General features: G+C 69.6%; 20 protein-coding genes. 16 read left to right on the plus strand and 4 right to left on the minus strand.

Annotated elements, in window-relative coordinates; translation table 11 throughout:
- Positions 1-101: 101 nt before the first annotated feature.
- From ACWD0F_RS11585 to ACWD0F_RS11595, 3 genes are read left to right on the plus strand one after another with little or no spacing between them, the layout of a single operon-like run.
- Positions 102-743, plus strand: a complete 642-nt coding sequence (locus ACWD0F_RS11585; protein ID WP_449874329.1) for a phosphatidylserine decarboxylase — start codon at positions 102-104, stop codon at positions 741-743.
- The gene (gene pssA / locus ACWD0F_RS11590; protein ID WP_449874331.1) at positions 730-1,554 is read left to right on the plus strand and encodes a CDP-diacylglycerol--serine O-phosphatidyltransferase; all 825 of its coding nucleotides are present in this window, start codon (positions 730-732) and stop codon (positions 1,552-1,554) included. The genes ACWD0F_RS11585 and pssA overlap by 14 nt, the downstream gene beginning before the upstream one ends.
- A gap of 36 nt (positions 1,555-1,590) precedes the next feature.
- Positions 1,591-1,863 carry a hypothetical protein gene (locus ACWD0F_RS11595; RefSeq protein WP_449874333.1) on the plus strand — a complete coding sequence of 91 codons (273 nt, stop codon included), beginning with the start codon at positions 1,591-1,593 and terminating at the stop codon, positions 1,861-1,863.
- Between the two features lie 140 nt (positions 1,864-2,003).
- Here the strand turns inward: ACWD0F_RS11595 and ACWD0F_RS11600 are convergent, their stop codons facing one another.
- On the minus strand, positions 2,004-2,660 hold the full coding sequence (locus ACWD0F_RS11600; protein ID WP_449874335.1) for an MBL fold metallo-hydrolase: 657 nt from the start codon (positions 2,658-2,660) through the stop codon (positions 2,004-2,006).
- Entirely contained in the window at positions 2,657-3,535 is an 879-nt protein-coding gene (locus tag ACWD0F_RS11605; RefSeq protein WP_449874337.1) for a maleylpyruvate isomerase family mycothiol-dependent enzyme, read from the minus strand. The genes ACWD0F_RS11600 and ACWD0F_RS11605 overlap by 4 nt, the downstream gene beginning before the upstream one ends.
- 217 nt (positions 3,536-3,752) lie before the next feature.
- Here ACWD0F_RS11605 and uvrA point away from each other — a divergent pair, with 217 nt between their 5' ends.
- From uvrA to whiA, 8 genes are all read left to right on the plus strand, one after another.
- Positions 3,753-6,593 (plus strand): excinuclease ABC subunit UvrA, encoded by a 2,841-nt coding sequence (gene uvrA, locus ACWD0F_RS11610; RefSeq protein WP_449874339.1) that lies wholly within the window; start codon positions 3,753-3,755, stop codon positions 6,591-6,593.
- Positions 6,594-6,985: 392 nt separating this feature from the next.
- Positions 6,986-7,390 (plus strand): Rieske (2Fe-2S) protein, encoded by a 405-nt coding sequence (locus ACWD0F_RS11615; RefSeq protein WP_449874341.1) that lies wholly within the window; start codon positions 6,986-6,988, stop codon positions 7,388-7,390.
- Positions 7,391-7,497: 107 nt separating this feature from the next.
- Positions 7,498-7,953 (plus strand): Rieske (2Fe-2S) protein, encoded by a 456-nt coding sequence (locus ACWD0F_RS11620; RefSeq protein WP_449874343.1) that lies wholly within the window; start codon positions 7,498-7,500, stop codon positions 7,951-7,953.
- Positions 7,954-7,999: 46 nt separating this feature from the next.
- The gene (locus ACWD0F_RS11625; RefSeq protein WP_449874344.1) at positions 8,000-8,452 is read left to right on the plus strand and encodes a Rieske (2Fe-2S) protein; all 453 of its coding nucleotides are present in this window, start codon (positions 8,000-8,002) and stop codon (positions 8,450-8,452) included.
- A 254-nt stretch (positions 8,453-8,706) separates the two neighbouring features.
- Positions 8,707-10,611 (plus strand): excinuclease ABC subunit UvrC, encoded by a 1,905-nt coding sequence (uvrC, locus tag ACWD0F_RS11630; RefSeq protein ID WP_449875010.1) that lies wholly within the window; start codon positions 8,707-8,709, stop codon positions 10,609-10,611.
- Positions 10,612-11,011: 400 nt separating this feature from the next.
- Positions 11,012-11,878, plus strand: a complete 867-nt coding sequence (gene rapZ, locus ACWD0F_RS11635) for an RNase adapter RapZ (RefSeq protein WP_449874346.1) — start codon at positions 11,012-11,014, stop codon at positions 11,876-11,878.
- Positions 11,879-12,234: 356 nt separating this feature from the next.
- Positions 12,235-13,176 (plus strand): gluconeogenesis factor YvcK family protein, encoded by a 942-nt coding sequence (locus tag ACWD0F_RS11640; RefSeq protein WP_449875012.1) that lies wholly within the window; start codon positions 12,235-12,237, stop codon positions 13,174-13,176.
- A 72-nt stretch (positions 13,177-13,248) separates the two neighbouring features.
- Positions 13,249-14,229: a DNA-binding protein WhiA gene (whiA, locus tag ACWD0F_RS11645; protein ID WP_173526679.1), complete on the plus strand. Its 981-nt coding sequence runs from the start codon at positions 13,249-13,251 to the stop codon at positions 14,227-14,229.
- 432 nt (positions 14,230-14,661) lie between these two features.
- On the opposite strand, the gene ACWD0F_RS11650 is transcribed toward whiA, so the two are convergent.
- On the minus strand, positions 14,662-15,300 hold the full coding sequence (locus tag ACWD0F_RS11650; protein WP_449874349.1) for a hypothetical protein: 639 nt from the start codon (positions 15,298-15,300) through the stop codon (positions 14,662-14,664).
- A 184-nt stretch (positions 15,301-15,484) separates the two neighbouring features.
- Here ACWD0F_RS11650 and gap point away from each other — a divergent pair, with 184 nt between their 5' ends.
- The 5 genes from gap to ACWD0F_RS11675 all read left to right on the plus strand — a co-directional run bounded on the left by gap (position 15,485) and on the right by ACWD0F_RS11675 (position 19,346).
- Entirely contained in the window at positions 15,485-16,489 is a 1,005-nt protein-coding gene (gene gap / locus ACWD0F_RS11655; RefSeq protein ID WP_449874351.1) for a type I glyceraldehyde-3-phosphate dehydrogenase, read from the plus strand.
- Positions 16,490-16,625: 136 nt separating this feature from the next.
- Positions 16,626-17,813 carry a phosphoglycerate kinase gene (locus tag ACWD0F_RS11660; RefSeq protein WP_449874353.1) on the plus strand — a complete coding sequence of 396 codons (1,188 nt, stop codon included), beginning with the start codon at positions 16,626-16,628 and terminating at the stop codon, positions 17,811-17,813.
- 1 nt (position 17,814) lies between these two features.
- On the plus strand, positions 17,815-18,597 hold the full coding sequence (gene tpiA, locus ACWD0F_RS11665; protein ID WP_449874355.1) for a triose-phosphate isomerase: 783 nt from the start codon (positions 17,815-17,817) through the stop codon (positions 18,595-18,597).
- A gap of 99 nt (positions 18,598-18,696) precedes the next feature.
- The gene (gene secG, locus ACWD0F_RS11670) at positions 18,697-18,927 is read left to right on the plus strand and encodes a preprotein translocase subunit SecG (RefSeq protein ID WP_449874357.1); all 231 of its coding nucleotides are present in this window, start codon (positions 18,697-18,699) and stop codon (positions 18,925-18,927) included.
- 74 nt (positions 18,928-19,001) lie between these two features.
- A complete protein-coding gene (locus ACWD0F_RS11675) occupies positions 19,002-19,346 on the plus strand; it encodes an RNA polymerase-binding protein RbpA (RefSeq protein ID WP_103961760.1) in 345 nt (114 codons plus the stop codon).
- Between the two features lie 169 nt (positions 19,347-19,515).
- Here the strand turns inward: ACWD0F_RS11675 and ACWD0F_RS11680 are convergent, their stop codons facing one another.
- Positions 19,516-21,123 carry an amidohydrolase gene (locus ACWD0F_RS11680; protein WP_449874360.1) on the minus strand — a complete coding sequence of 536 codons (1,608 nt, stop codon included), beginning with the start codon at positions 21,121-21,123 and terminating at the stop codon, positions 19,516-19,518.
- Positions 21,124-21,136: the final 13 nt, after the last annotated feature.

The following is a 21,136-nucleotide window of genomic DNA, read 5'->3' on the forward strand; positions in this document are numbered from 1 at the left end:
GGCTTCGAGGCGCTTTGCTTGTGTAGTTGTGCCGTGTAATAGTTACTCGTTCTGTAACATCACGGCAAAGCGCCCAGTCCAGTCACCATCAAAGGTTGTACGTGTCAGACGATTCTGCTAAGTCGAGCCGCGTCAGGCTCGCACGCGGGGTCTCCCCGTGGCTTCTCCCGACGGTGGCCGCGGCGGCCGCCACCACGCTGCTGACGCGCCGGGACCGGCGATGGGCGCTCGCGGCCGTGCCGCTGAGCGCGCTCACCGGCGGAATGCTCTGGTTCTTCCGCGACCCCGACCGCACTCCGGGCGAGGGGCGGATCCTGTCGCCCGCCGACGGCGTGGTGCAGAGCATCGACCCATGGCCGGACGGCCGCATCCGGGTCGCGATCTTCATGAGCCCGCTGAACGTGCACGTCAACCGTGCCCCTCTTGCGGGAAATGTCACCTCCGTGCAGCATGTGGCAGGTGGGTTCCTGCCGGCGTTCAACAAGGACAGCGACCAGAACGAGCGCGTGGTGTGGCATTTCGAGACGGCGCTGGGCGACGTTGAGATGGTGCAGATCGCAGGCGCGGTGGCGCGCAGGATCGTGCCATACCTGAGTGCCGGCGCCAAGGTCGAGCAGACCGAGCGCATCGGGCTCATCAGGTTCGGGTCGCGCGTCGACATCTACCTTCCGGAAGGGATATCTCCCGCGGTCTCCGTGGGGGAGAAGACGATTGCGGGGGTGACCAGAATTGACCACGGCTGACGCCGGAGGCTGGCAGGCGGAGGACGAAGAGCCCCGCGGTCCCGTCGGCAAGGCCTTCCGCCTGTCGGCTGCGGACTCCCTGTCACTGGGCAACGCGGTCTGCGGCTTTCTCGCGGTGTGCGTCCTGGCCTACTCCGCCATCCAGGAACTCCAGGGTGACGGCGGCCGGTTCACACCCGCGCCCAGCTACTTCGCCACCGCCATCGTGCTGCTGCTCATCGGCGCGACGTGCGACCTGTTCGACGGCCTCGTCGCGCGGCGTTTCCGCGCCTCCGCGATGGGCGCCGAGCTCGACAACCTGGCCGATGTCATCAGCTTCGGGTTCGCGCCCGCGTTCATGGTGGTGATCTGGGGCGGGTTCACCGATCAGGTGCCGTTCCCGGCCGTGGTGTCGGCGGCGGCGGCCGTGCTGGTGGCCGGGGTCGTCCGGCTGGCCAGGTTCGCCTGCGTCAAGACGACGAGCGGTGACTTCATGGGTCTGCCCATTCCGATGGGCGCCATGACGGTGATCTCGATCGTGCTGCTGTTCCAGCCGAGCATCTGGGCGCTGCTGGCCGTGCTCGGCGTGGCGTGGCTGATGGTCAGCCGCATCGAGTACCCGAAGCCGAAGGGGCAGCTCGCCGCGGTCGTGCTCGCCTGGATCATGGTGAACGTGGCGTTCCTGACCTTCTGGGTCGCCTGGCCCGAAGGCGGCGATCTGCCGATCAAGATCGGTGCGACCATGCAGATCGCGCTCGTGGCGGCGATTCCGTTGCGGGTGTTGTTCTACAAGCGCGAGCAGCGTCGCGAGGCCGAGCGCATCCATCACTGACAGGATTTTTCGTCTTACTTCGGCTTTGATGGAGCCATGTCGGCCACGCCGCGCGAGCACACGCGCACGTACTATCTCGGCAAACTGGCGACGGAGCTTGAGCAGCGCGGGCTGACGGCCAGCCTCAGGGCCTACCCGCCCGCGTTGCGCATCAACGATCCCGACACGGTGCTGCTGGCCGAGACGATCGACTGCGTCCCGCTCTCCGACGGGTGGTTCTACCGGTGGTCGTGGGGCGAGCTCGTCGGGCAGGCCGACGATCCCGCCCGAGCGGCCGAGCGGATCGTGCACGTGCTGGCGGCGCGGTGATGAGTCCGCGCCCGGGGCCCGCGTTCGGGTGACCGCCCCGAGAACGGGCTGCTGGACCGCCCAAGAGGACAGGCGGTCGGACCGCCCGCGAGCACGGGCGGTTGGCGGTGGCGCGCCGGCGCGCTCGCCCGCCTGGCCTTCTACCAGCCGCGGGCCTTCCATTCGGGCAGGGCCGGGCGCTCGACGCCCAGCGTGGTGTCCTTGCCGTGGCCCGGGTAGATCCACGTCTCGTCGGGGAGACGGTCGAAGACACGCTCCACGACGTCGTGGTAGAGCTGCGTGAAGCGCTCCGGGTCCTTCCACGTGTTGCCGACGCCGCCGGGGAACAGGGAGTCGCCGGTGAACAGGTGATGGCCCGCCGCACCGCCGTCGTACAGCAGGGCGATCGAGCCCGGCGTGTGCCCGCGCAGGTGGATGACCTCCAGGGTGACCCCGCCGATCTCGACGGTGTCGCCGTGCTCGACCGTGCGGTCCACCGGGAGCGGCAGGGCGGGCGCGTCGAGGGGGTGGGCGATCACCTGGGCGCCTGTGACCTTGGTCACCTGCTCCAGCGCCTGCCAGTGGTCGCCGTGCTGGTGTGTCGTGACGATCCACGGGACCGGCTCGTCGGCGATCAGCGCGAGCAGGCGGTCGGAGTCGGCGGCCGCGTCGATGAGCAGGCCCTCGCCGGTCTCCGTGGAACGCAGCAGGTAGGCGTTGTTGTCGTAGGGGCCGACGGCGAGCTTGCGGATCGTGAGGGCGGGCAGCTCGCGCACGTCGGCGGGACCGCCGACCCGCACGTCACCTGTATAGGTCATGGATAGTCCTCTGGGGGTGTCGCGGGCAGATCAGCGGGGGCCGGCATCGTCAGCCACGGCGGCGGCTCTGGAAGCCCTGTGCCCCCGGGGACTGACATGAACGACTGCCCCGCGGGCACCAGACTAACGCCCTTGCCCCCCGACCTGCCGGTGAGCCAGGCCAGCATGTCGGCCGGGGCACCCTCCACCGCCGGGCCGATGCCCAGGTCACGCCACCTGGTGAGGTCTTCCCCCGGGGTGTGGCCGGCGGTGGTGCTGCCGGGCGTGTGCCAGGGCGGGGCCTCGTCCCGTGGGCGCGGGAGGGCGGTGTCCGGCGGGTGTTTGAGGACGATCTCGGAGACGGTGCAGTGCGGGTGTGGCCAGCAGGTGCGGATGTCGTGGAGTTCGCGCAGGACGAACGACGGCGGCCAGTCGGCGGGGCCGTACCCGGTGTCCAGGTCCACGTGATGGAGGCCGATCTCGCGCAGGCGGCGTACCAGGATGTACCAGGCGGGATGGGGCGGCGGGTGCATGCCCTGCACCGATGCGGACCAGGCCGCCACGGGGTGGTCGCGGATGGCGGTGGCCAGACGGGCGGCGCTGTCCGCGAGGCCGGCCAGGTGGCGGGCGGCCGGCTGGGCGGCCGTGGCCTCGATCTCCGCGCTCCTGGCCGGCAAGGAGGCGTACTGGGGGGTTCTGATGCCGGTCTTCGCCCAGGTCAGGAGGTTGAGGTGGGAGTCGGCGTTCTTGGCCACGTGGGCGAGGACGTGGCCGCGCGTCCAGCCTGGCAGGAGGGAAGGGCCGGTGACGTCGGCGTCGGACAGGGTCGCCGCCGTGGCCAGCAGCCGGTCGGTGGCCGAGGCCAGCTCGCCCTGCAGCGCGGTGAGGACGGTCATGTCTCGATATTTCATCATTTAGGGTGCTTGGTGGGAGCTTGGGCATAAAACTGCAGGTCAACGGGTTGACCGTGAAAGGCCTCCTGCTTGGGTGGGAGATGGCCGTAACCTGTGAGGGACGGTTTTTCGGGAGCCGCGAAGCGGGTCGCCGAAATTGTCGGAGCCGCCGTCTACCATCCCCCGTGGACCTATCCGCCTTTCGACTTCCGGGATCACCGTGGCAGACCGCCTGATCGTGCGTGGTGCACGAGAGCACAACCTCAAGGACGTCTCGCTCGACCTGCCGCGAGACTCGCTGATCGTCTTCACCGGCCTGTCCGGCTCGGGAAAGTCGAGCCTGGCCTTCGACACGATCTTCGCTGAGGGCCAGCGGCGCTATGTCGAGTCGCTGTCGGCGTACGCCCGCCAGTTCCTCGGGCAGATGGACAAACCCGACGTCGACTTCATCGAGGGCCTGTCGCCCGCGGTGTCGATCGACCAGAAGGCCACCAGCAAGAACCCTCGCTCGACCGTCGGCACCATCACCGAGGTCTACGACTACCTGCGCCTGCTGTGGGCGCGCATCGGCAAGCCGCACTGCCCGGTGTGCTCGCGCCCGATCGCCAGGCAGTCGCCGCAGCAGATCGTCGACCGCGTGATGGACCTGGAGGAGGGCACCCGTTTCCAGGTGCTCGCCCCCGTCGTCAGAGGCCGCAAGGGCGAATACGGCGAGCTGTTCCGCGAGCTGCAGACCAAGGGTTTCGCGCGGGCCAGGGTTGACGGCACCATCGTGCGGCTGGAGGAGCCGCCGACGCTGAAGAAATACGAGAAGCACGACATCGAGGTCATCGTCGACCGCCTGTCGGTCAAGGAGTCGGCGCGGCGCCGGCTCACCGACTCGGTGGAGACGGCGCTGCAACTGTCCGGTGGCACGATCACGCTGGAGTTCGTCGACCTGCCCGAGGACGACCCCAATCGGGAGCGCTTCTACTCCGAGCACCTCTACTGCCCCTATGACGACCTGTCGTTCGAGGAGCTGGAGCCACGCTCGTTCTCGTTCAACTCGCCCTTCGGCGCCTGCCCCGACTGCACGGGCCTGGGCACGAAGATGGAGGTGGACCCCGAGCTGGTGGTGCCCGACCCGGAGCGGACGCTCGGCGACGGCGCGATCCACCCGTGGTCCGGCGGTCACACCAGCGACTACTTCGTCAGGCTGATCGAGGCGCTCGGCCACACGATCGGGTTCACGCTCGACACGCCGTGGGAGAAGCTGCCGAAGAAGGCGCAGAAGGCGCTGCTGTACGGCCACGACGAGCAGGTGCACGTCAGCTACAGCAACCGGTTCGGCAGGAAGCGCTCCTACTACACGACCTTCAACGCCGTCATCCCGTGGGTGCAGCGCCGGCACGCCGAGGCGGAGAGCGACTCCAGCCGCGAGCGGTTCGAGGGCTACATGCGCGAGATCCCCTGCCCCACCTGCAAGGGGGCCAGGCTCAAGCCGGTCACCCTGGCGGTGACGGTGGCCGGGAAGTCGATCGCCGAAGTGTCGGGCATGTCGATCGGCGAGTGCGCGAAGTTCCTGGCCGCGCTCAAGCTGTCCGACCGTGACATGCAGATCGCCGAGCAGGTGGTCAAGGAGATCAACGCCCGCATGGGGTTCCTCCTCGACGTCGGCCTCGACTACCTGACCATGAACCGCGCCGCGGCGACGCTGGCCGGCGGCGAGGCCCAGCGGATCCGGCTGGCCACGCAGATCGGCTCCGGCCTCGTCGGCGTGCTCTACGTGCTCGACGAGCCGTCCATCGGGCTGCACCAGCGCGACAACATGCGGCTGCTGGAGACGCTGATCAGGCTGCGTGACATGGGCAACACGCTGATCGTGGTCGAGCACGACGAGGACACGATCGCGGCGGCCGACTGGGTGGTCGACATCGGGCCGGGCGCGGGCGAGCACGGCGGTCAGGTCGTCGTGTCCGGGACCGTGCAGGACCTCCTCGCCAGCGAGGAGTCGATGACCGGGCAGTACCTGTCCGGGCGCAGAAGCATCGCCATCCCGGCCAAGCGCCGCAAGCGCGACAAGAAGCGGCAGATCACGGTCAAGGGGGCGCGCGAGCACAACCTGCAGGGCGTCGACATCGACTTCCCGCTGGGCGTGTTCACGGCGGTGACCGGTGTGTCGGGGTCGGGGAAGTCGACGCTGGTCAACGACATTCTCTACAACGCGCTGGCCAAGGAGCTCAACGGAGCCCGTACGGTGCCGGGGCGGCACTCGCGGATCAACGGCATGGATCAGGTGGACAAGGTCGTCCACGTCGACCAGTCGCCGATCGGGCGCACGCCGCGCTCCAACCCGGCCACGTACACCGGCGTGTTCGACCATGTGCGCAAGCTGTTCGCCGCCACGACGGAGGCCAAGGTGCGCGGCTACATGCCGGGGCGCTTCAGCTTCAACGTCAAGGGCGGGCGCTGCGAGTCGTGCGCGGGCGACGGCACCATCAAGATCGAGATGAACTTCCTGCCGGACGTCTACGTCCCCTGCGAGGTCTGCCACGGCGCCCGCTACAACCGGGAGACGCTGGAGGTCCACTACAAGGGCAAGACGATCTCCGAGGTTCTCGACATGCCGATCGAGGAGGCGCTGGGCTTCTTCGACGCCATTCCGGCGATCAAGCGGCACCTGCAGACGCTCAACGACGTGGGGTTGGGCTACGTGCGGCTCGGCCAGCCGGCCACGACGTTGTCCGGTGGTGAGGCGCAGCGGGTCAAGCTCGCCTCCGAGCTGCAGCGGCGCCAGACCGGGCGGACGATCTACGTGCTCGACGAGCCGACGACCGGGCTGCACTTCGAGGACATCCGGCGGCTGCTGGGGGTGCTCGGGCGGCTGGTCGACGGGGGCAACACGGTGATCGTCATCGAGCACAACCTCGATGTGATCAAGACGGCCGACTGGATCATCGACATGGGGCCCGAGGGCGGGTCGCGTGGCGGGACGCTGGTCGCCGCCGGTACGCCTGAGGAGATCGCGCTGGTGGACGAGAGTCATACCGCGCGGTTCCTGCGCAAGATCCTTGAGGTCTGAGGCGTCGTTCGATGGTTCGTCCCCGCGCCGGGTGTGAGTGGCGCGGGGACGAACCTGTTCGGGGGCGGCGGGCGGGCGTTTCCGGTCGAAAGCGTCGCCACGGCCTGAGGCCCGCCGCTGACCCGGGGGTCTGCCATCCGCCGATCGGACGCTCGCCACCCGCCGATCGGACGCTCGCCGCCCGCCGGCCGGGAGCTCGCCGCCCGCCGGCCGGGAGCTCGCCGCCCGCCGGCCGGGAGCTCGCCGCCCGCCGGCCGGGAGCCTGCCACCCGCCCACCGGACCGAGGGGTCCCGCCCATAAAGTTGATGGTGGGTAACGGCCTGACCTGCAGGGGGTCAGCGGGTACGCGGAGGGTCGGCGACACATGACGGTTACGGAGCGGGGCGCAGCCATGCCCGGAAACGGGTTCGGGCGGCGCGAGATGCTGGGGACGGCCGGGGTCGCGGCGTGCGGGCTGGCGCTGACGGGATGCGGCGCGGGCGACGCCAAGGCCCAGCCGAGCCTCAAGGGCAAGGTCATCGCCAAGACGGCGGACGTGCCCGTGGGCGGGGGCAAGCTGATCGAGGACCTGCGGGTCGTGGTGACGCAGCCGGTGCAGGGCGTCTTCAAGGCGTTCAGCGCGATCTGCACGCACAAGGGCTGCGCGGTCAGCACACCCAAGGGGAACGTCATCAGGTGCGCGTGCCACGGCAGTGAGTTCGCGGCCGACAGTGGCGCGGCCACCAAGGGGCCCGCGACGGCTCCGCTGGCCTCGTTCAAGGTCAAGGTCGAGGGCGACGGCATCGTGGTGGTCTGAACGAAGCGGTAAATGTGCGTAGTCACCCGGATTGGGGTCAGGCACGCTGAACCGGCGCGAGGGCGCTGGCCGTACCTGAAGAGAGAACCAACTGGGAGGAACGCACCATGACGGAAACGACGCGCCGTACGGTGGTACTCGGCGCGGGCAGCGCCGGGCTGGCAGCGGTTCTGACGGCGTGTGCGAGCTACGGGTCGCCGACGACGGAAGCGAGCGCCGAGCCGCCCGCGGAGGAGTCGTCGTCCGCGGCGCCGAAGAAGAAATCGGGGTCGAAGGCCAAGGCGCTGGCCGACACCAGCGACATCCCCGAGGGGGGTGGGAAGGTCTTCAAGGATCAGAAGGTCGTGGTCACGCAGCCGGTCGCCGGCGAATTCAAGGCTTTTACGGCGGTCTGCACCCATGCTGGGTGTACGGTCGCCACCGTTTCCAACCAAACGATCAACTGCCCGTGTCACGGCAGCAAGTTCAAGATAGACGACGGCTCGGTGGCGAATGGACCCGCCGGAGAGCCGCTCGCAGAGAAGAAGATCACCGTGGACGGAGATAAGATCAGACTGGCTTAGCCCGCGTCTCATGAATTTCTCACCTACGTGCGGTTGGGTGGGTCGCATGGGAGATGACCTTCAGAGCCGTCGGGCCGTGTTCGCCGGTGTCGGGGTGGGCGGCCTGGCGCTGGCCATCAGCGCTTGCGGCGGCGGCACCGACACCGCACAGACCTCCGGCGGCAGCGATCCGAACGCGTCCGGCGCTCCTGAGGCCGGCGCGCCGCAAGCCGGTGGGGCGCTGGCGAAGACCGCCGACATCCCGGTCGGGGGCGGGGCGGTCTTCAAGGACCAGAAGATCGTGGTCACGCAGCCCACCGCGGGCGAGTTCAAGGCGTTCAGCGCGGTCTGCACGCACAAGGGATGCGTCGTCGGGGGCGTCGAGGACGGCGCCATCGTCTGCCCGTGCCACATGAGCAAGTTCGGCATCGCCGACGGTGCGGTCACGGGCGGGCCGGCCGAGAAGCCGCTGCCGGCGCAGGAGATCAAGGTCGACGGCGACCAGATCACGCTCGTCTAGCCGACGGCGGATCGTTCCGGAGGGCTGCGCGCGCCGGGGAACGGTACCGGAGAGTGATGAGACGGTCCCGGAAATGACAGGACGGTTCCGGAAATGACGGGCGGTTCCGCGAGCGTCGCGGAGCGGTCGGGATGCCTCGCGCAGCGGGACGTCCTGGTGGTCGAGCCCGCCGTACCTGGCGAAATGGTACGGCGGGCCACCTTGTCGGTGCGGGCTACTACTCTTTGAACGTGGCGAGATCAGCGGGCAGCACCTTGAGTTTCCGGCCCAAACCGGGTTCGATCCCCGAATCCCCAGGGGTCTACCGGTTCAGGGACGCGCACGGCCGGGTGATCTACGTCGGCAAGGCCAAGAGCCTGCGGCAGCGGCTCAACTCCTACTTCGCCGACTTCACCGCCCTCCACCCGCGCACCCAGTCGATGCTCAAGGCCGCCGCCGACGTCGACTGGACCGTCGTCGGCACCGAGGTCGAGGCGCTGCAGCTCGAATACTCCTGGATCAAGGAGTTCGACCCGCGCTTCAACGTGAAGTACCGCGACGACAAGTCCTATCCCTACCTCGCGGTCACCATGGGCGACGACTTCCCGCGCGTGCAGGTTCTGCGGGGGGCCAAGCGCAAGGGCACCCGTTATTTCGGCCCCTACTCGCACGCGTGGGCGATCCGCGAGACCGTCGACCTGCTGCTGCGGGTCTTCCCGGTGCGGACGTGCAGCGCGGGCGTGTTCAAGCGGGCCGGGCAGATCGGCCGGCCGTGCCTGCTCGGCTACATCGACAAGTGCTCGGCGCCCTGCGTCGGCCGGGTCACCCCGGAGGAGCACCGCGAGCTGGCCGAGGACTTCTGCGACTTCATGGCCGGCAACACCAGCCGTTTCATCAGGCGGCTGGAGAAGGACATGCGCGACGCCGCCGGCGAGCAGGAATACGAGCGCGCTGCCCGGCTCAGGGACGACATCCAGGCGCTCCAGCGGGCGCTGGAGAAGCAGGCGGTCGTGCTCGGAGAGGCCACCGACGCCGACGTGATCGCGCTGGCCGAGGATCCGCTCGAAGCCGCCGTACAGGTCTTCTACGTGCGCGGCGGCCGCATCAGGGGTCAGCGCGGCTGGGTGGTCGACAAGGTCGAGGAAAACTCGCCGGGCGAGCTCGTCGAGCAGTTCCTGCTGCAGATGTACGCCGAGGCGAGCCCCGAGACGATGCCCCGTGAGGTGCTCGTGCCGGTCCTGCCGCCCGACAGCGAGGCGGTCGCCGAGCTGCTGACCGAGCAGCGCCGCGCCCGCGTCGACGTGCGCGTGCCGCAGCGCGGTGACAAGAAGTCGCTGATGGAGACCGTCGAGCGCAACGCCAAGGAGTCCCTCGCTCAGCACAAGATCCGCCGTGCCAGCGACCTGACCACGCGGAGCAAGGCGCTGCAGGAGATCGCCGACGCGCTCGACCTCGACCAGGCGCCGTTGCGCGTCGAGTGCTACGACGTCTCCCACCTGCAGGGCGAGAACGTCGTGGCCTCCATGGTGGTGTTCGAGGACGGCCTGGCGCGCAAGAGCGAATACCGGCGGTTCGCGGTCAAGACCAAAGAGGGCGACGTCGCCTCGATTCACGAGATCATCATCCGGCGCTTCCGCCGCTATCTCGAGGAACGCTCGGCCACCGGCGAGCTGGCCGCCGAGGACGATGACGGGCGCGGGCCCATCGATCCTGAGACGGGCAGGCCGCGCAAGTTCGCCTATCCGCCCAACCTGGTGGTCGTCGACGGTGCGGGGCCCCAGGCGGCGGCCGCTCAGCGGGCGCTCGACGAGCTGGGCATCGACGACGTGGCCGTGTGCGGCCTCGCCAAACGGCTGGAAGAGGTGTGGCTGCCCGGCGATGACCAGCCGGTGATCATGCCTCGTTCAAGTGAAGGTCTCTACCTGCTGCAACGGGTGCGCGACGAGGCGCACAGGTTCGCCATCACCTACCATCGATCCAAGAGGTCCAAGACGGTGAAAGAGAGCGCGCTCGACAGCGTGCCCGGCCTCGGCCCGGCACGCCGGCAGGCGTTGCTCAAACACTTCGGCTCCGTGAAGAAGCTACGTGAGGCCACTGCCGCTGAAATCTGCGAGGTTCCCGGCATCGGCCCGTCCATCGCCGAGGTCATCGTGTCGACGCTGAAGGGAGAGTCACCTTGATCTCGCCAAGATGCCAGGGTGATGTGATCGATGGTGCCGGACGTTCGTTCCGCGTGAGTGGTGCGCCGACGTTCGGCGTGGATGGTGCGCCGATGTTCGGCGTGAGTGACGCGGTGCGGTTCGGCGTGGGTGGTGCGCCGATGTACGGCGTGGGTGGTGCGCTGGTCGGGGCAGGTGGTCCGCGGCGTGTTCGCGCTGTTCAGGGCAGTGGGGTGCGCGGGTGCTCGCCGGCGGCTCCGGCCGCGTGGCTCCGGAGGCCGGTGACATCGGCCGGACCGGGGGCAGGGGACGGCGGATGGCGGGTGCCGGTGGGTTCCCCGGCTGGGGACGAGTTGCCGGTCGTCTGGGAGAGGCTTGACATGAAGATCTTCGACGCCGGTCCTGCGGACGGAGCAGGGCGATGAGCACCGAGCCGGCGTTCGTCATCGTCACCGGCATGTCCGGGGCGGGGCGCAGCACAGCGGCCAAAGCGCTCGAGGACCTGGGCTGGTTCGTGATCGACAACCTGCCGCCCGGTCTGCTGTTCGCGATGGCGGAGGAGGCCGGCAAGGTCAAGCTGGCCGCCGACAAGGTGGCGGCCGTCGTCGACGTGCGCAGCCTGGCCTTCACCACCGATCTGAACGCGGCCATCGAGGAGCTCGAAGGGCGCGGCGTACGGGTGCGGGTGGTGTTCCTGGAGGCCAGCGACGAGGAGCTGGTGCGCAGGTTCGAGAACGTCCGGCGACCCCATCCCCTGCAGGGCGAGGGGCGCCTGGTCGACGGGATCGCCCGGGAGCGGGGGATCCTGCGTGAGGTCCGCGCCAACGCCGACCTGGTGATCGACACGTCCTCGCACAACGTGCACGACCTGCGCAACAAGATCGTCGCGTACTTCGGCGGAGAGGACCGGCCGGGGCTGCGGCTCAACGTGGTCTCCTTCGGGTTCAAGTACGGGCTGCCGGTCGACGCCGATCTCGTGGTCGACTGCCGGTTCCTGCCCAACCCGCACTGGGTGCCCGAGTTGCGGCCGATGAACGGGCTGGAGGCGCCCGTGCGCGACTACGTGCTGGGCCAGCCGGGGGCCAAGGAGTTCCTGGACGCCTACGAAGAGGTCCTGCAGGTGATCGCCGCCGGTTACGCGCGCGAGGGCAAGAGCTACGCGACGCTCGCGGTGGGGTGCACGGGCGGCAAGCACCGCAGTGTCGCCATGGCCGAACAGGTCGCCGCCCGCCTGCGTGACCGCGGGATGGAGGTCCAGGTGAGTCACCGGGATGTGGGGCGGGAGTGACGGATGAGGGTTTCGGGGAGGCGACGCCGGATGCGGATGACGACTCCTCGCGGCCGGCCCGGCCGGGTGGGTCCGATGGTGGGCCGGGCTGGGTGGATCTGGCGCGGTTGATCGACGGGCCGCTCGGTGGCGGGTCTGCGGCGGGTTCGCGGTCGGTTGAAGACGGGTCGGTGGTGGGTTCGTGCTCGGCTGGGGGCGATCCGGAGCGTATGGCCGGTTCGTGGGTGGTTGAAGGTGGTGCCGTGGCGGGTTCACAATCGGCTGAAAGTGGGTTGGAGCGGGTGGGCGGGTCGCGGCCGGTTGAGGATGAGGGCGATGGGCCGGGGTCCGCGGAGCTGGGTTCGTACCCGGGTGAGTTGTTCGCCGCGTCCGGGCCGCGCGTCGTGGCGCTGGGCGGCGGGCACGGGCTGTTCGCCTCGCTGTCGGCCTTACGGGTCGTCACCGACCGGCTGACCGCCGTGGTGACCGTCGCCGACGACGGCGGCTCCAGTGGGCGGTTGCGGCGCGAGCTCGGCGTGCTGCCCCCTGGCGACCTGCGGATGGCGCTGGCCGCGCTGTGCGGTGACGACGAGTGGGGCAGCACCTGGAGCGAGGTCGTGCAGCACCGCTTCCGCAGCGAGGGCGAGCTGCACGGGCATGCCGTGGGCAACCTGCTCATCGTGGCGCTGTGGGAGCTGCTCGGCGATTCGGTGGCGGGGCTCGACTGGGTGGGGCGGCTGCTGGGCGCGCACGGCAGGGTGTTGCCGATGGCGTCGGTGCCGCTCGACATCGTGGCCACGGTGGAGCTCGACGGCGTCGTGTCGACCATTCGGGGGCAGGTGGCGTGCGCGCTGACCCCTGGCCGGGTGCAGGCCATCTCGCTGGTGCCCGAGGACCCGCCCGCGCGCCCCGAGGCGATCGCGGCGGTTCTGGAGAGCGACTGGGTGGTGTTCGGGCCCGGGTCGTGGTTCACCAGCGTGCTGCCGCATCTGAAGGTGCCCGAGCTGGCCAGGGCGCTGCATGAGACGAGGGCCAAGCGGCTGGTGACCCTCAATCTGGCCCCCCAGCTTGGCGAGACCGACGACTTCTCCCCCCAGCAACATCTTGAAGTGCTCCGGCAGCACGCGCCCGAGCTGGCGATCGACGTCGTACTCGCGGACACGGACGTGGTCGACGACCCCGACGCGCTGGAGAAGGCCGCGGCCGCGCTCGGCGCGCGGCTCGTCATGGCGGACGTCGCGGCCTCCGACGGCTCCGCGAGGCATGACCCACGACGTCTTGCCTCCGTCCTGGACGAGATTTTCCTCCAGAAGCGTTGATCCTGGTCGGCGTGGCGCGAAGGTGCGAGAGACTGACGTGAGCCGGTCTGAATGGGGGAGAGGACTAAACGCATGGCGATGACAGGTGTGGTGAAGGACGAACTGAGCCGCCTGCCGGTGCTCAAGCCGTGTTGCCGCAAGGCGGAGGTTTCGACGCTGCTGCGGTTCGCCAGCGGGCTTCATCTGGTGGGCGGCCGCATCGTGATCGAGGCAGAGCTCGACACCAATGCCACCGCGCGGCGGCTGATCAAGGACATCGGCGAGGTGTTCGGGCACAAGGCGGAGGTGCTCGTGCTCGCGCCCGCGGGGCTGCGCAAGGGCTCGCGCTACGTGGTGCGCGTCTATCGTGACGGAGAGGCGCTCGCCCGCCAGACGGGGTTGATCGACAACCACGGCCGCCCGGTGCGGGGCCTGCCCCGTCAGGTGGTGGCGGGGGCCGCCTGCGACGCCGAGGCGGCCTGGCGCGGGGCGTTCCTGGCGCACGGGTCGCTGACCGAGCCGGGGCGTTCGATGTCGCTGGAGGTCACCTGCCCGGGCCCGGAGGCGGCGCTCGCGCTGGTGGGCTCGGCGCGGCGGCTGAAGATCCACGCCAAGGCGCGCGAGGTGCGCGGCGTGGACCGGGTCGTGGTGCGCGACGGCGACGCGATCAGCGCGCTGCTCACCCGGCTGGGGGCGCATGACAGCGTGCTGGCCTGGGAGGAGCGACGGATGCGGCGCGAGGTGCGGGCCACGGCCAACCGCCTCGCCAACTTCGACGACGCCAACCTGCGGCGCTCGGCCCGGGCCGCGGTGGCGGCGGGGGCGCGGGTGCAGCGGGCGCTGGAGATTCTCGGCGAGGAGGCACCTGACCATTTGGTGGTGGCCGGGCGGCTGCGGGTGGAGCACAAGCAGGCGTCGTTGGAGGAGCTGGGGCAGATCGCCGATCCGCCGCTGACCAAGGACGCCATCGCGGGGCGGATCCGGCGGTTGCTGGCCATGGCCGACAAGCGCGCGTCCGACATGGGGATCCCCAACACCGAGGCCAACCTCACCGTGGACATGCTCGCCCCCTAGAGCATTTCTTCTTTTACGGCGGAGCCGGCGGCACCGCACGCGCCGACGTGGGTGGGCGTCTGTCATGGCCGGTTGTGAAGGCTCACGGGGTGCTCGCCGTGACGAGCGCATGGCCGGCCGGGTTCCGTGGTCGGCCCAGGCCCTGCTGCGGGTATCGGGTGGGAGTTGCTGGATGGGTGGCATCGGACGCGGGCGCCCGTCCAGGGTGCCGTTGGACGGGGTGTGCTCGGCCAGGATGGCGTGGGGTGCTCAGTCAGGATGCCGTTGCACGTAGGCGCGTCCAGAGCGCGGGACGTGAAGGTGTGACGGCTGGCCGGAGCGTCATGGGGTGCCCCATCCAGGTGGGGCTGGAAGGGGTGCCCAGGGGCGCCGGTTGGGGTGGGGCGCCGTGGGGCGGGTGGTGTTGGTCCGGGGCGGCTTGTGCGGGTGGTGTCAGTCCCGGGCCGGCTTGTGGGGGGTGAAGAGGTCGGATCCCGGCTTCGGGGGCGGCTGCTGGGCCGGCTCGAACGGGGCCCGGTACTCCGGCTCCTGCGACTCCTCCTCCTGGGCCGCCTGAGCGCGCTCTGCGCGGCGCACCCGGACGACGCGGAGGGCGACCAGGGCGACGGCCGCCACGGCCGCCACGGCGATGTAGAGCCAGGCTGACCAGGTCTCCGTCAGCGGGTCCTGGTAGAGGGACGGCGCGTACGGGAGGCCCGCCCAGAAGTTGTCCAGAGTGATGTCGGTGACATCGGCCGGGCCGTGTTCGGCGGGGGGTGTGCGCAGGGCGGCGCCGATCATGAGGGAGGAGCCGGCGACCTGGCCGGCGGCCACGGCCCCGCCCGCGTACAGGAGCGACACGGGCAGCAGGACGAAGCTGCGCGGGCGCACGCCGCCGATCGCGAGCGCGACCGCGACGGCGATCACGAGGGACAGCGCAAGAGAGAGAGGGAAACCGTTGCCGAACGTCGTGATGGCGCTCGGCATGCGCTGCTGGAAGAGGACGGCCGCCCCCAGGCCCGCCGCGCAGATCAGCGCGGCCACCAGGCCTGCGATCAGTCCGGGAAGCAGGCCGGACCTGTTATGTGACATCTCAGCCCCCAGAGAATGCACGAATTTACTCCGACGAGTCGGGCACTTTACTCGAAGCTCGCAAAACGTGTCGCCGGAACGGCGATTCACGGCACGGGACCTGCAGTGGTCTAAACCAATTTGGGTCCGATAAGGTTCGTGGTTGAGGTTCAGCCCGCCATCTGGTTCGAGGAGATCGGTTCCCGTGAGCATCCGCGTAGGCGTCAATGGCTTCGGCCGCATCGGCCGCAACTTCTGGCGCGCTGTCGCCGCCAGCGGCAAGGACATCGAGATCGTCGCGGTCAACGACCTGACCGACAACGCGACCCTCGCGCACCTGCTGAAGTACGACAGCATCTTGGGCCGCCTGCCCTACGAGGTGAAGGCCACGAGCGACGAGATCATCGTCGACGGCAAGGCGATCAAGGTCTTCGCGGAGCGCGACCCGGGCAAGCTGCCCTGGGGCGACCTCGGCGTCGACGTCGTGGTGGAGTCCACCGGTCTGTTCACCGACGCCGCCAAGGCCAAGGTGCACGCCGAGAACGGCGCGAAGAAGGTCATCATCTCCGCCCCGGCGAAGAACGAAGATGTGACCATCGTCCTGGGCGTCAACGACGACGCCTACGACCCGGCCAAGCACACGATCATCTCCAACGCCTCCTGCACCACCAACTGCCTGGCGCCGCTGGCCAAGGTCCTGCACGACTCCTTCACCATCGAGAAGGGGCTGATGACCACCATCCACGCCTACACCGCGGACCAGAACCTGCAGGACGGCCCGCACAAGGACCTGCGCCGCGCCCGCGCCGCCGCGCTCAACGTGGTGCCGACCTCCACCGGCGCGGCCAAGGCCATCGGCCTGGTCCTGCCCGAGCTCAAGGGCAAGCTCGACGGCTTCGCGATGCGCGTGCCGATCCCCACCGGCTCGGCCACCGACCTCACCGTCGACCTCAGCCGCGACGTCACCGTCGAGGAGGTCAACGCCGCGGTCAAGGCCGCCGCCGACGGCCCGCTCAAGGGCATCATCAGCTACACCGAGGACGAGATCGTCTCCTCCGACATCGTCACCGACCCGGCTTCGTGCATCTTCGACTCCGGGCTGACCAAGGTCATCGGCAACCAGGTCAAGGTCGTCGGCTGGTACGACAACGAGTGGGGCTACTCCAACCGCCTCGCCGACCTCGTCGAGCTGGTCGGCCGCGACCTCTGATGCGAGGTCCCGTGAGGACGCGCCGCCGCCCGGAGCCGGGCGCGGCGGATGGCGGCCGGACCGCCGCACGGCGTGCGGCGAGCAACAGGTGCCGGGACGCGCGGCAGGCGCGTCCCGCGGGAACAGGAGCATGAGCATGCGTACGCTCGACGATCTCGACGTGAAGGGCCGGCGCGTGCTCGTGCGCGCCGACCTCAACGTTCCCCTCGACGGGGAGACGATCACCGACGACGGCCGCATCCGGGCGTCGGTGCCGACGATCAGGACCCTGCTCGAACGGGGCGCCAAGGTCGTCGTCTGTGCCCACCTGGGCAGGCCCAAGGGCAAGGCCGAGCCGAAATACTCACTCGGGCCGGTCGCCACGCGGCTCGCCGAGCTGCTGGGCGAGGACGTGGCGTTCGCCGCCGACGTGGTCGGCGACAGCGCGCGGAGCACCGTCGACGCCCTTCAGGACGGTCAGGTCGCGCTGCTGGAGAACCTCCGCTACGAGCCCGGCGAGGAGTCCAAGGACGACGCCGTGCGCGGCGAGTTCGCGCAGCGGCTGGCCGGGCTGGCCGAGCTCTACGTGGGCGACGGGTTCGGCGCGGTGCACCGCAAGCACGCCAGCGTCTACGACGTGCCCAGGTTGCTGCCGCACGCGGCGGGCGGGCTGATCGTGGCCGAGGTCGAGGTGCTGAAGAAGCTGACCGAGGACCCCGCGCGGCCGTACGTGGTCGTGCTGGGCGGCGCCAAGGTCTCCGACAAGCTTGGCGTCATCGCCAACCTGCTGACCAAGGTCGACAGGCTGCTGATCGGCGGCGGCATGGCTTACACCTTCCTCAAGGCCCAGGGTCACGAGGTCGGCAACTCGCTGCTCCAGGAGGACCAGCTCGACAAGGTGCGCGGCTTCCTCGACCAGGCGGCCGGCAGCGGTGTCGAGCTCGTGCTGCCCGTGGACGTGCTGGCGGCGGCCGGCTTCGCCCCCGACGCCGACCACGACGTGGTCGAGGCCACGGCGATCCCGGCCGACCGGGAGGGTCTGGACATCGGGCCCAAGACGCGCGAGCTGTTCGCCGCCAAGCTGGCCGACGCCAAGACCGTGTTCTGGAACGGGCCGATGGGCGTGTTCGAGTTCGACGCGTTCTCCGGCGGGACCAGGGCGGTGGCCGAGGCGCTGATCGCCTCCGGCGCCTTCACCGTGGTCGGCGGCGGCGACTCGGCGGCTGCCGTGCGTAAGCTGGGGCTCCCCGAGGACGGCTTCTCGCACATCTCCACCGGCGGTGGAGCCAGTCTCGAATACCTTGAGGGCAAGGCCCTTCCCGGCCTTGCCGCGCTGGAGGACTGAGTTGACGCAGCGAAAGCCCCTGATCGCCGGCAACTGGAAGATGAACCTCAACCATCTTGAGGCCATCGCGCTGGTCCAGAAGCTGGCCTTCGCACTCAGCGACAAGGACTTCGACAAGGTCGACGTCGCCGTCCTGCCGCCCTTCACCGACCTGCGCAGCGTTCAGACGCTCGTGGACGGCGACAAGCTCAGGATCGTCTACGGCGCCCAGGACCTGTCCCAGCACGACGGCGGCGCCTACACCGGCGACGTCTCCGGCGTCATGCTGGCCAAGCTCGGCTGCAGCTACGTGACCGTCGGCCATTCGGAGCGCCGGCAGCATCACCGCGAGGACGACGAGCTGGTCAACGCCAAGGTGCACGCCGCCTACCGGCACTCGGTGACGCCTATTTTGTGTGTGGGCGAGGGCCTGGCGGTGCGCCAAGAGGGCGGTCACATCGCGCACAGTCTCGGTCAACTTGACGGGGGACTGCGCAAAATCAGCGCCGAGCAGGCAAAATCGATAGTGGTGGCCTACGAGCCGGTGTGGGCGATCGGCACCGGCGAGGTGGCCACCCCCGAGGACGCCCAGGAGGTCTGCGGAGCGCTGCGAGTCCGACTCGCGGAGCTCTACGACCCCGAGGTGGCCTCGGCGGTCCGTATCCTTTACGGTGGCTCGGTCAAGTCCGGCAATATCGCGGGGATCATGGCTCGGCCCGACATCGATGGCGCGCTCGTGGGTGGGGCCAGCATCGACGCCGCGGAGTTCACGAAGATCTGTCGTTTCTCCGATATGCCCGGCTAACTGAGTCGTTCTGGGGGTGCGACTTGACATCAGGCCGTACCCTCAAGAAGCAAGTTTGAATCGTCACGCGTAACAGAGCACTGAAGGAACAGGCATACCGTGGAACTCGGAATCTCCATCGCCCTCATCCTGGCGAGCGGTCTCATGATCTTGCTCGTCCTGCTCCACAAGGGCAAGGGTGGCGGCCTGTCTGACATGTTCGGCGGCGGTTTCTCGTCGAACTTCGGTGGTTCTTCGGTGGTGGAGCGCAACCTCGACCGGCTGACCGTGATCACGGGCACCGTCTGGTTCGTCTGCATCATCGCTCTCGGCCTGCTCATGCGGTCCTGAGCAACAACGTCAACGCGTGACAGTGATTCTCCCCCCGTGCCTGCGCGCGGGGCGATCGAGCGAGGAGTTCATCCGTGGGTAGTGGCAACGCGATCCGTGGCAGCCGAGTCGGCGCCGGCCCTATGGGGGAGGCCGAGCGCGGCGAGGCAGCTCCGAGAGTGCGGGTCTCGTTCTGGTGCGCCAACATGCACGAGACGCGCCCCAGTTTCGCCAGCGACGCGGCGGTCCCGGAAACGTGGGACTGCCCCCGTTGCGGCCTCCCAGCCGGACAGGACGAGGAGGCTCCGCCTGCCCCGCCCAAGAACGAGCCGTACAAGACGCACCTGGCCTATGTGAAGGAGCGCAGGAGCGACAAGGACGGCAAGGCCATCCTCGAGGAGGCACTGGAGCGTCTGCGCAACAACAAGTCCCCCTGGTAGACGAGTGAAGAGGCCCTTTTCAGGGCCTCTTTCTCTTTTACGGCTCCGCCCCGGCCGGCTCCACCCGCCGACCGTGGCCAGGGGCCATCCAGGGGGACGCTTACCCGCCTCACCGGCTCGCCGCCGTGACGGCGTCCTCTTGGCCCCGTTTTCCGGGTTCGCGGACCCCTTATCCGCGGTCGTAGACCGCCACGCCGTCCACGAACGTCATGCGCACCCCGGTCGTCCAGATGTCCGCCGCCGGCAGGTCGAACGGGTCGCGGTCCAGGACCGCCAGGTCGGCCGGGCGGCCCGGCTCGATGACGCCGGCGGGGGAGCGGTTGATCCAGGCCGAGCCCGCCGTGTAGGCCGTCATGGCGGTGGCCAGGTCCAGGCGCTGGCCGGGCAGGAACGGGGTCTGGGCGGTGGGATAGCCCGCGTGAACCGAGTCGCCCGGCTCCGTGCGGTTGACCGCCACGTGCATCCCGTGCAGCGGGTCGGCGTTCGAGACCGGCCAGTCGCTGCCCGCGCAGAAGCGGGTGCCGTGCGCCAGCAGGTCCGCGAACGGGTACTGCCACGACGAGCGCGGCTCCCCGAGGAACGGCAGCGTCAGCTCGTCCATCTGGGCGTGATGCGTGGCCCACAGCGGCTGCAGGTTGGCCGTGACGCCCAGCGCGGCGAAGCGCGGCACGTCGGAGGGCTCGATGATCTGCAGGTGGGCGATGTGGTGGCGGTGGGCGGGGTCGGTGCCCTCGAAGCTGTCCAGGGCCTCGCGCACGGCGCGTTCGCCGATGGCGTGGAAGTGCACCTGGAAGCCGTGCCGGTCCAGCTCGGCCACGTACTCCTTGAGCTTGGCCGGGTCCACGTACGACAGGCCCGTGCCGCCGCACAGGCAGTAGGGCTCCAGCGTGGCGGCGGTGAAGTTCTCCGTGATGCCGTCCTGCATGATCTTGACCGAGGTGGCGCGGAAGCGGTCCAGGCCCTCGGCGGCCGCCCGGCGTTCGACCAGGTCACCGATCTGGTCCAGGCCGCGCGTCCTGTCCCACCACAGAGCGCCCACCACGCGCGCCCGTAGCCGTCCTGAGCGGGCCGCCGCCACGTAGGTGGGCAACTGGTCCTCCGAGCCCGCGTAGGAGCCCACGATGGCGTCCTGCCAGCCGGTGATGCCCAGCGAGAACAGGTGCCGCTCCGCGTCCGCCAGCGCGTCCTGCAGGTCCTGGGCCGTGGGACGCGGGGTGAGCAGGCCGGCGAGGTCCATCGCGCCCTCGTGCAGGACGCCGGTGGGGACGCCCGCGGCGTCGCGCTCGATCCGGCCGTCGGCGGGGTCGGGGGTGTCGCGGGTGATGCCGGCTCGTTCGAGTGCGCGGGTGTTGACCCAGGCGGCGTGGTGGTCGCGCTGGATCAGGTAGGCGGGGCGGTCGAGGAAGTCGAGCTGGTCGCGATGGGGGAGGCCGCCGGGGAAGGCCGACATGTCCCAGCCGCCACCATCAATCCACTCTTTTTCCGGATTTTTCGTGGCATAGTCGGCGATCTTTGCGATGTAGGCGTCCAGGCCGAAGATCTCGGACAAGTCGCATTTCGCTCGTTCGAGGCCCGCCTGGACCGGATGCAGGTGGGCGTCGGTGAAACCGGGCACCAGCAGGCCGCCGTCCAGGTCCACCGTCTCGTGGGCCGGCGCCCGGCGGGCCAGCTCTCCCTCCTGGCCCACGGCGCTGATCACGCCGTCGCTGACCAGCACGGCCGCGGTCAGGACCCCTCCGGGGGCCAGGACGCGCCCGCCGCGGAAGAGGATGTTCATGGGTGTGCCTTTC

It is taken from the genome of Nonomuraea sp. NPDC002799 (assembly GCF_053592075.1).

Excerpts from the sequence above, each read along its gene's own strand:
- ACWD0F_RS11620 (WP_449874343.1), top strand. The coding sequence starts at position 7,498 with ATGACGGAAACGACGCGCCGTACGGTGGTACTCGGCGCGGGCAGCGCC.
- ACWD0F_RS11680 (WP_449874360.1), bottom strand. The coding sequence starts at position 21,123 with ATGAACATCCTCTTCCGCGGCGGGCGCGTCCTGGCCCCCGGAGGGGTC.
- rapZ (WP_449874346.1), top strand. The coding sequence starts at position 11,012 with ATGAGCACCGAGCCGGCGTTCGTCATCGTCACCGGCATGTCCGGGGCG.
- ACWD0F_RS11600 (WP_449874335.1), bottom strand. The coding sequence starts at position 2,660 with ATGACCTATACAGGTGACGTGCGGGTCGGCGGTCCCGCCGACGTGCGC.
- ACWD0F_RS11660 (WP_449874353.1), top strand. The coding sequence starts at position 16,626 with ATGCGTACGCTCGACGATCTCGACGTGAAGGGCCGGCGCGTGCTCGTG.
- ACWD0F_RS11625 (WP_449874344.1), top strand. The coding sequence starts at position 8,000 with ATGGGAGATGACCTTCAGAGCCGTCGGGCCGTGTTCGCCGGTGTCGGG.
- ACWD0F_RS11595 (WP_449874333.1), top strand. The coding sequence starts at position 1,591 with ATGTCGGCCACGCCGCGCGAGCACACGCGCACGTACTATCTCGGCAAA.
- ACWD0F_RS11650 (WP_449874349.1), bottom strand. The coding sequence starts at position 15,300 with ATGTCACATAACAGGTCCGGCCTGCTTCCCGGACTGATCGCAGGCCTG.
- whiA (WP_173526679.1), top strand. The coding sequence starts at position 13,249 with ATGGCGATGACAGGTGTGGTGAAGGACGAACTGAGCCGCCTGCCGGTG.
- ACWD0F_RS11605 (WP_449874337.1), bottom strand. The coding sequence starts at position 3,535 with ATGACCGTCCTCACCGCGCTGCAGGGCGAGCTGGCCTCGGCCACCGAC.
- ACWD0F_RS11615 (WP_449874341.1), top strand. The coding sequence starts at position 6,986 with ATGCCCGGAAACGGGTTCGGGCGGCGCGAGATGCTGGGGACGGCCGGG.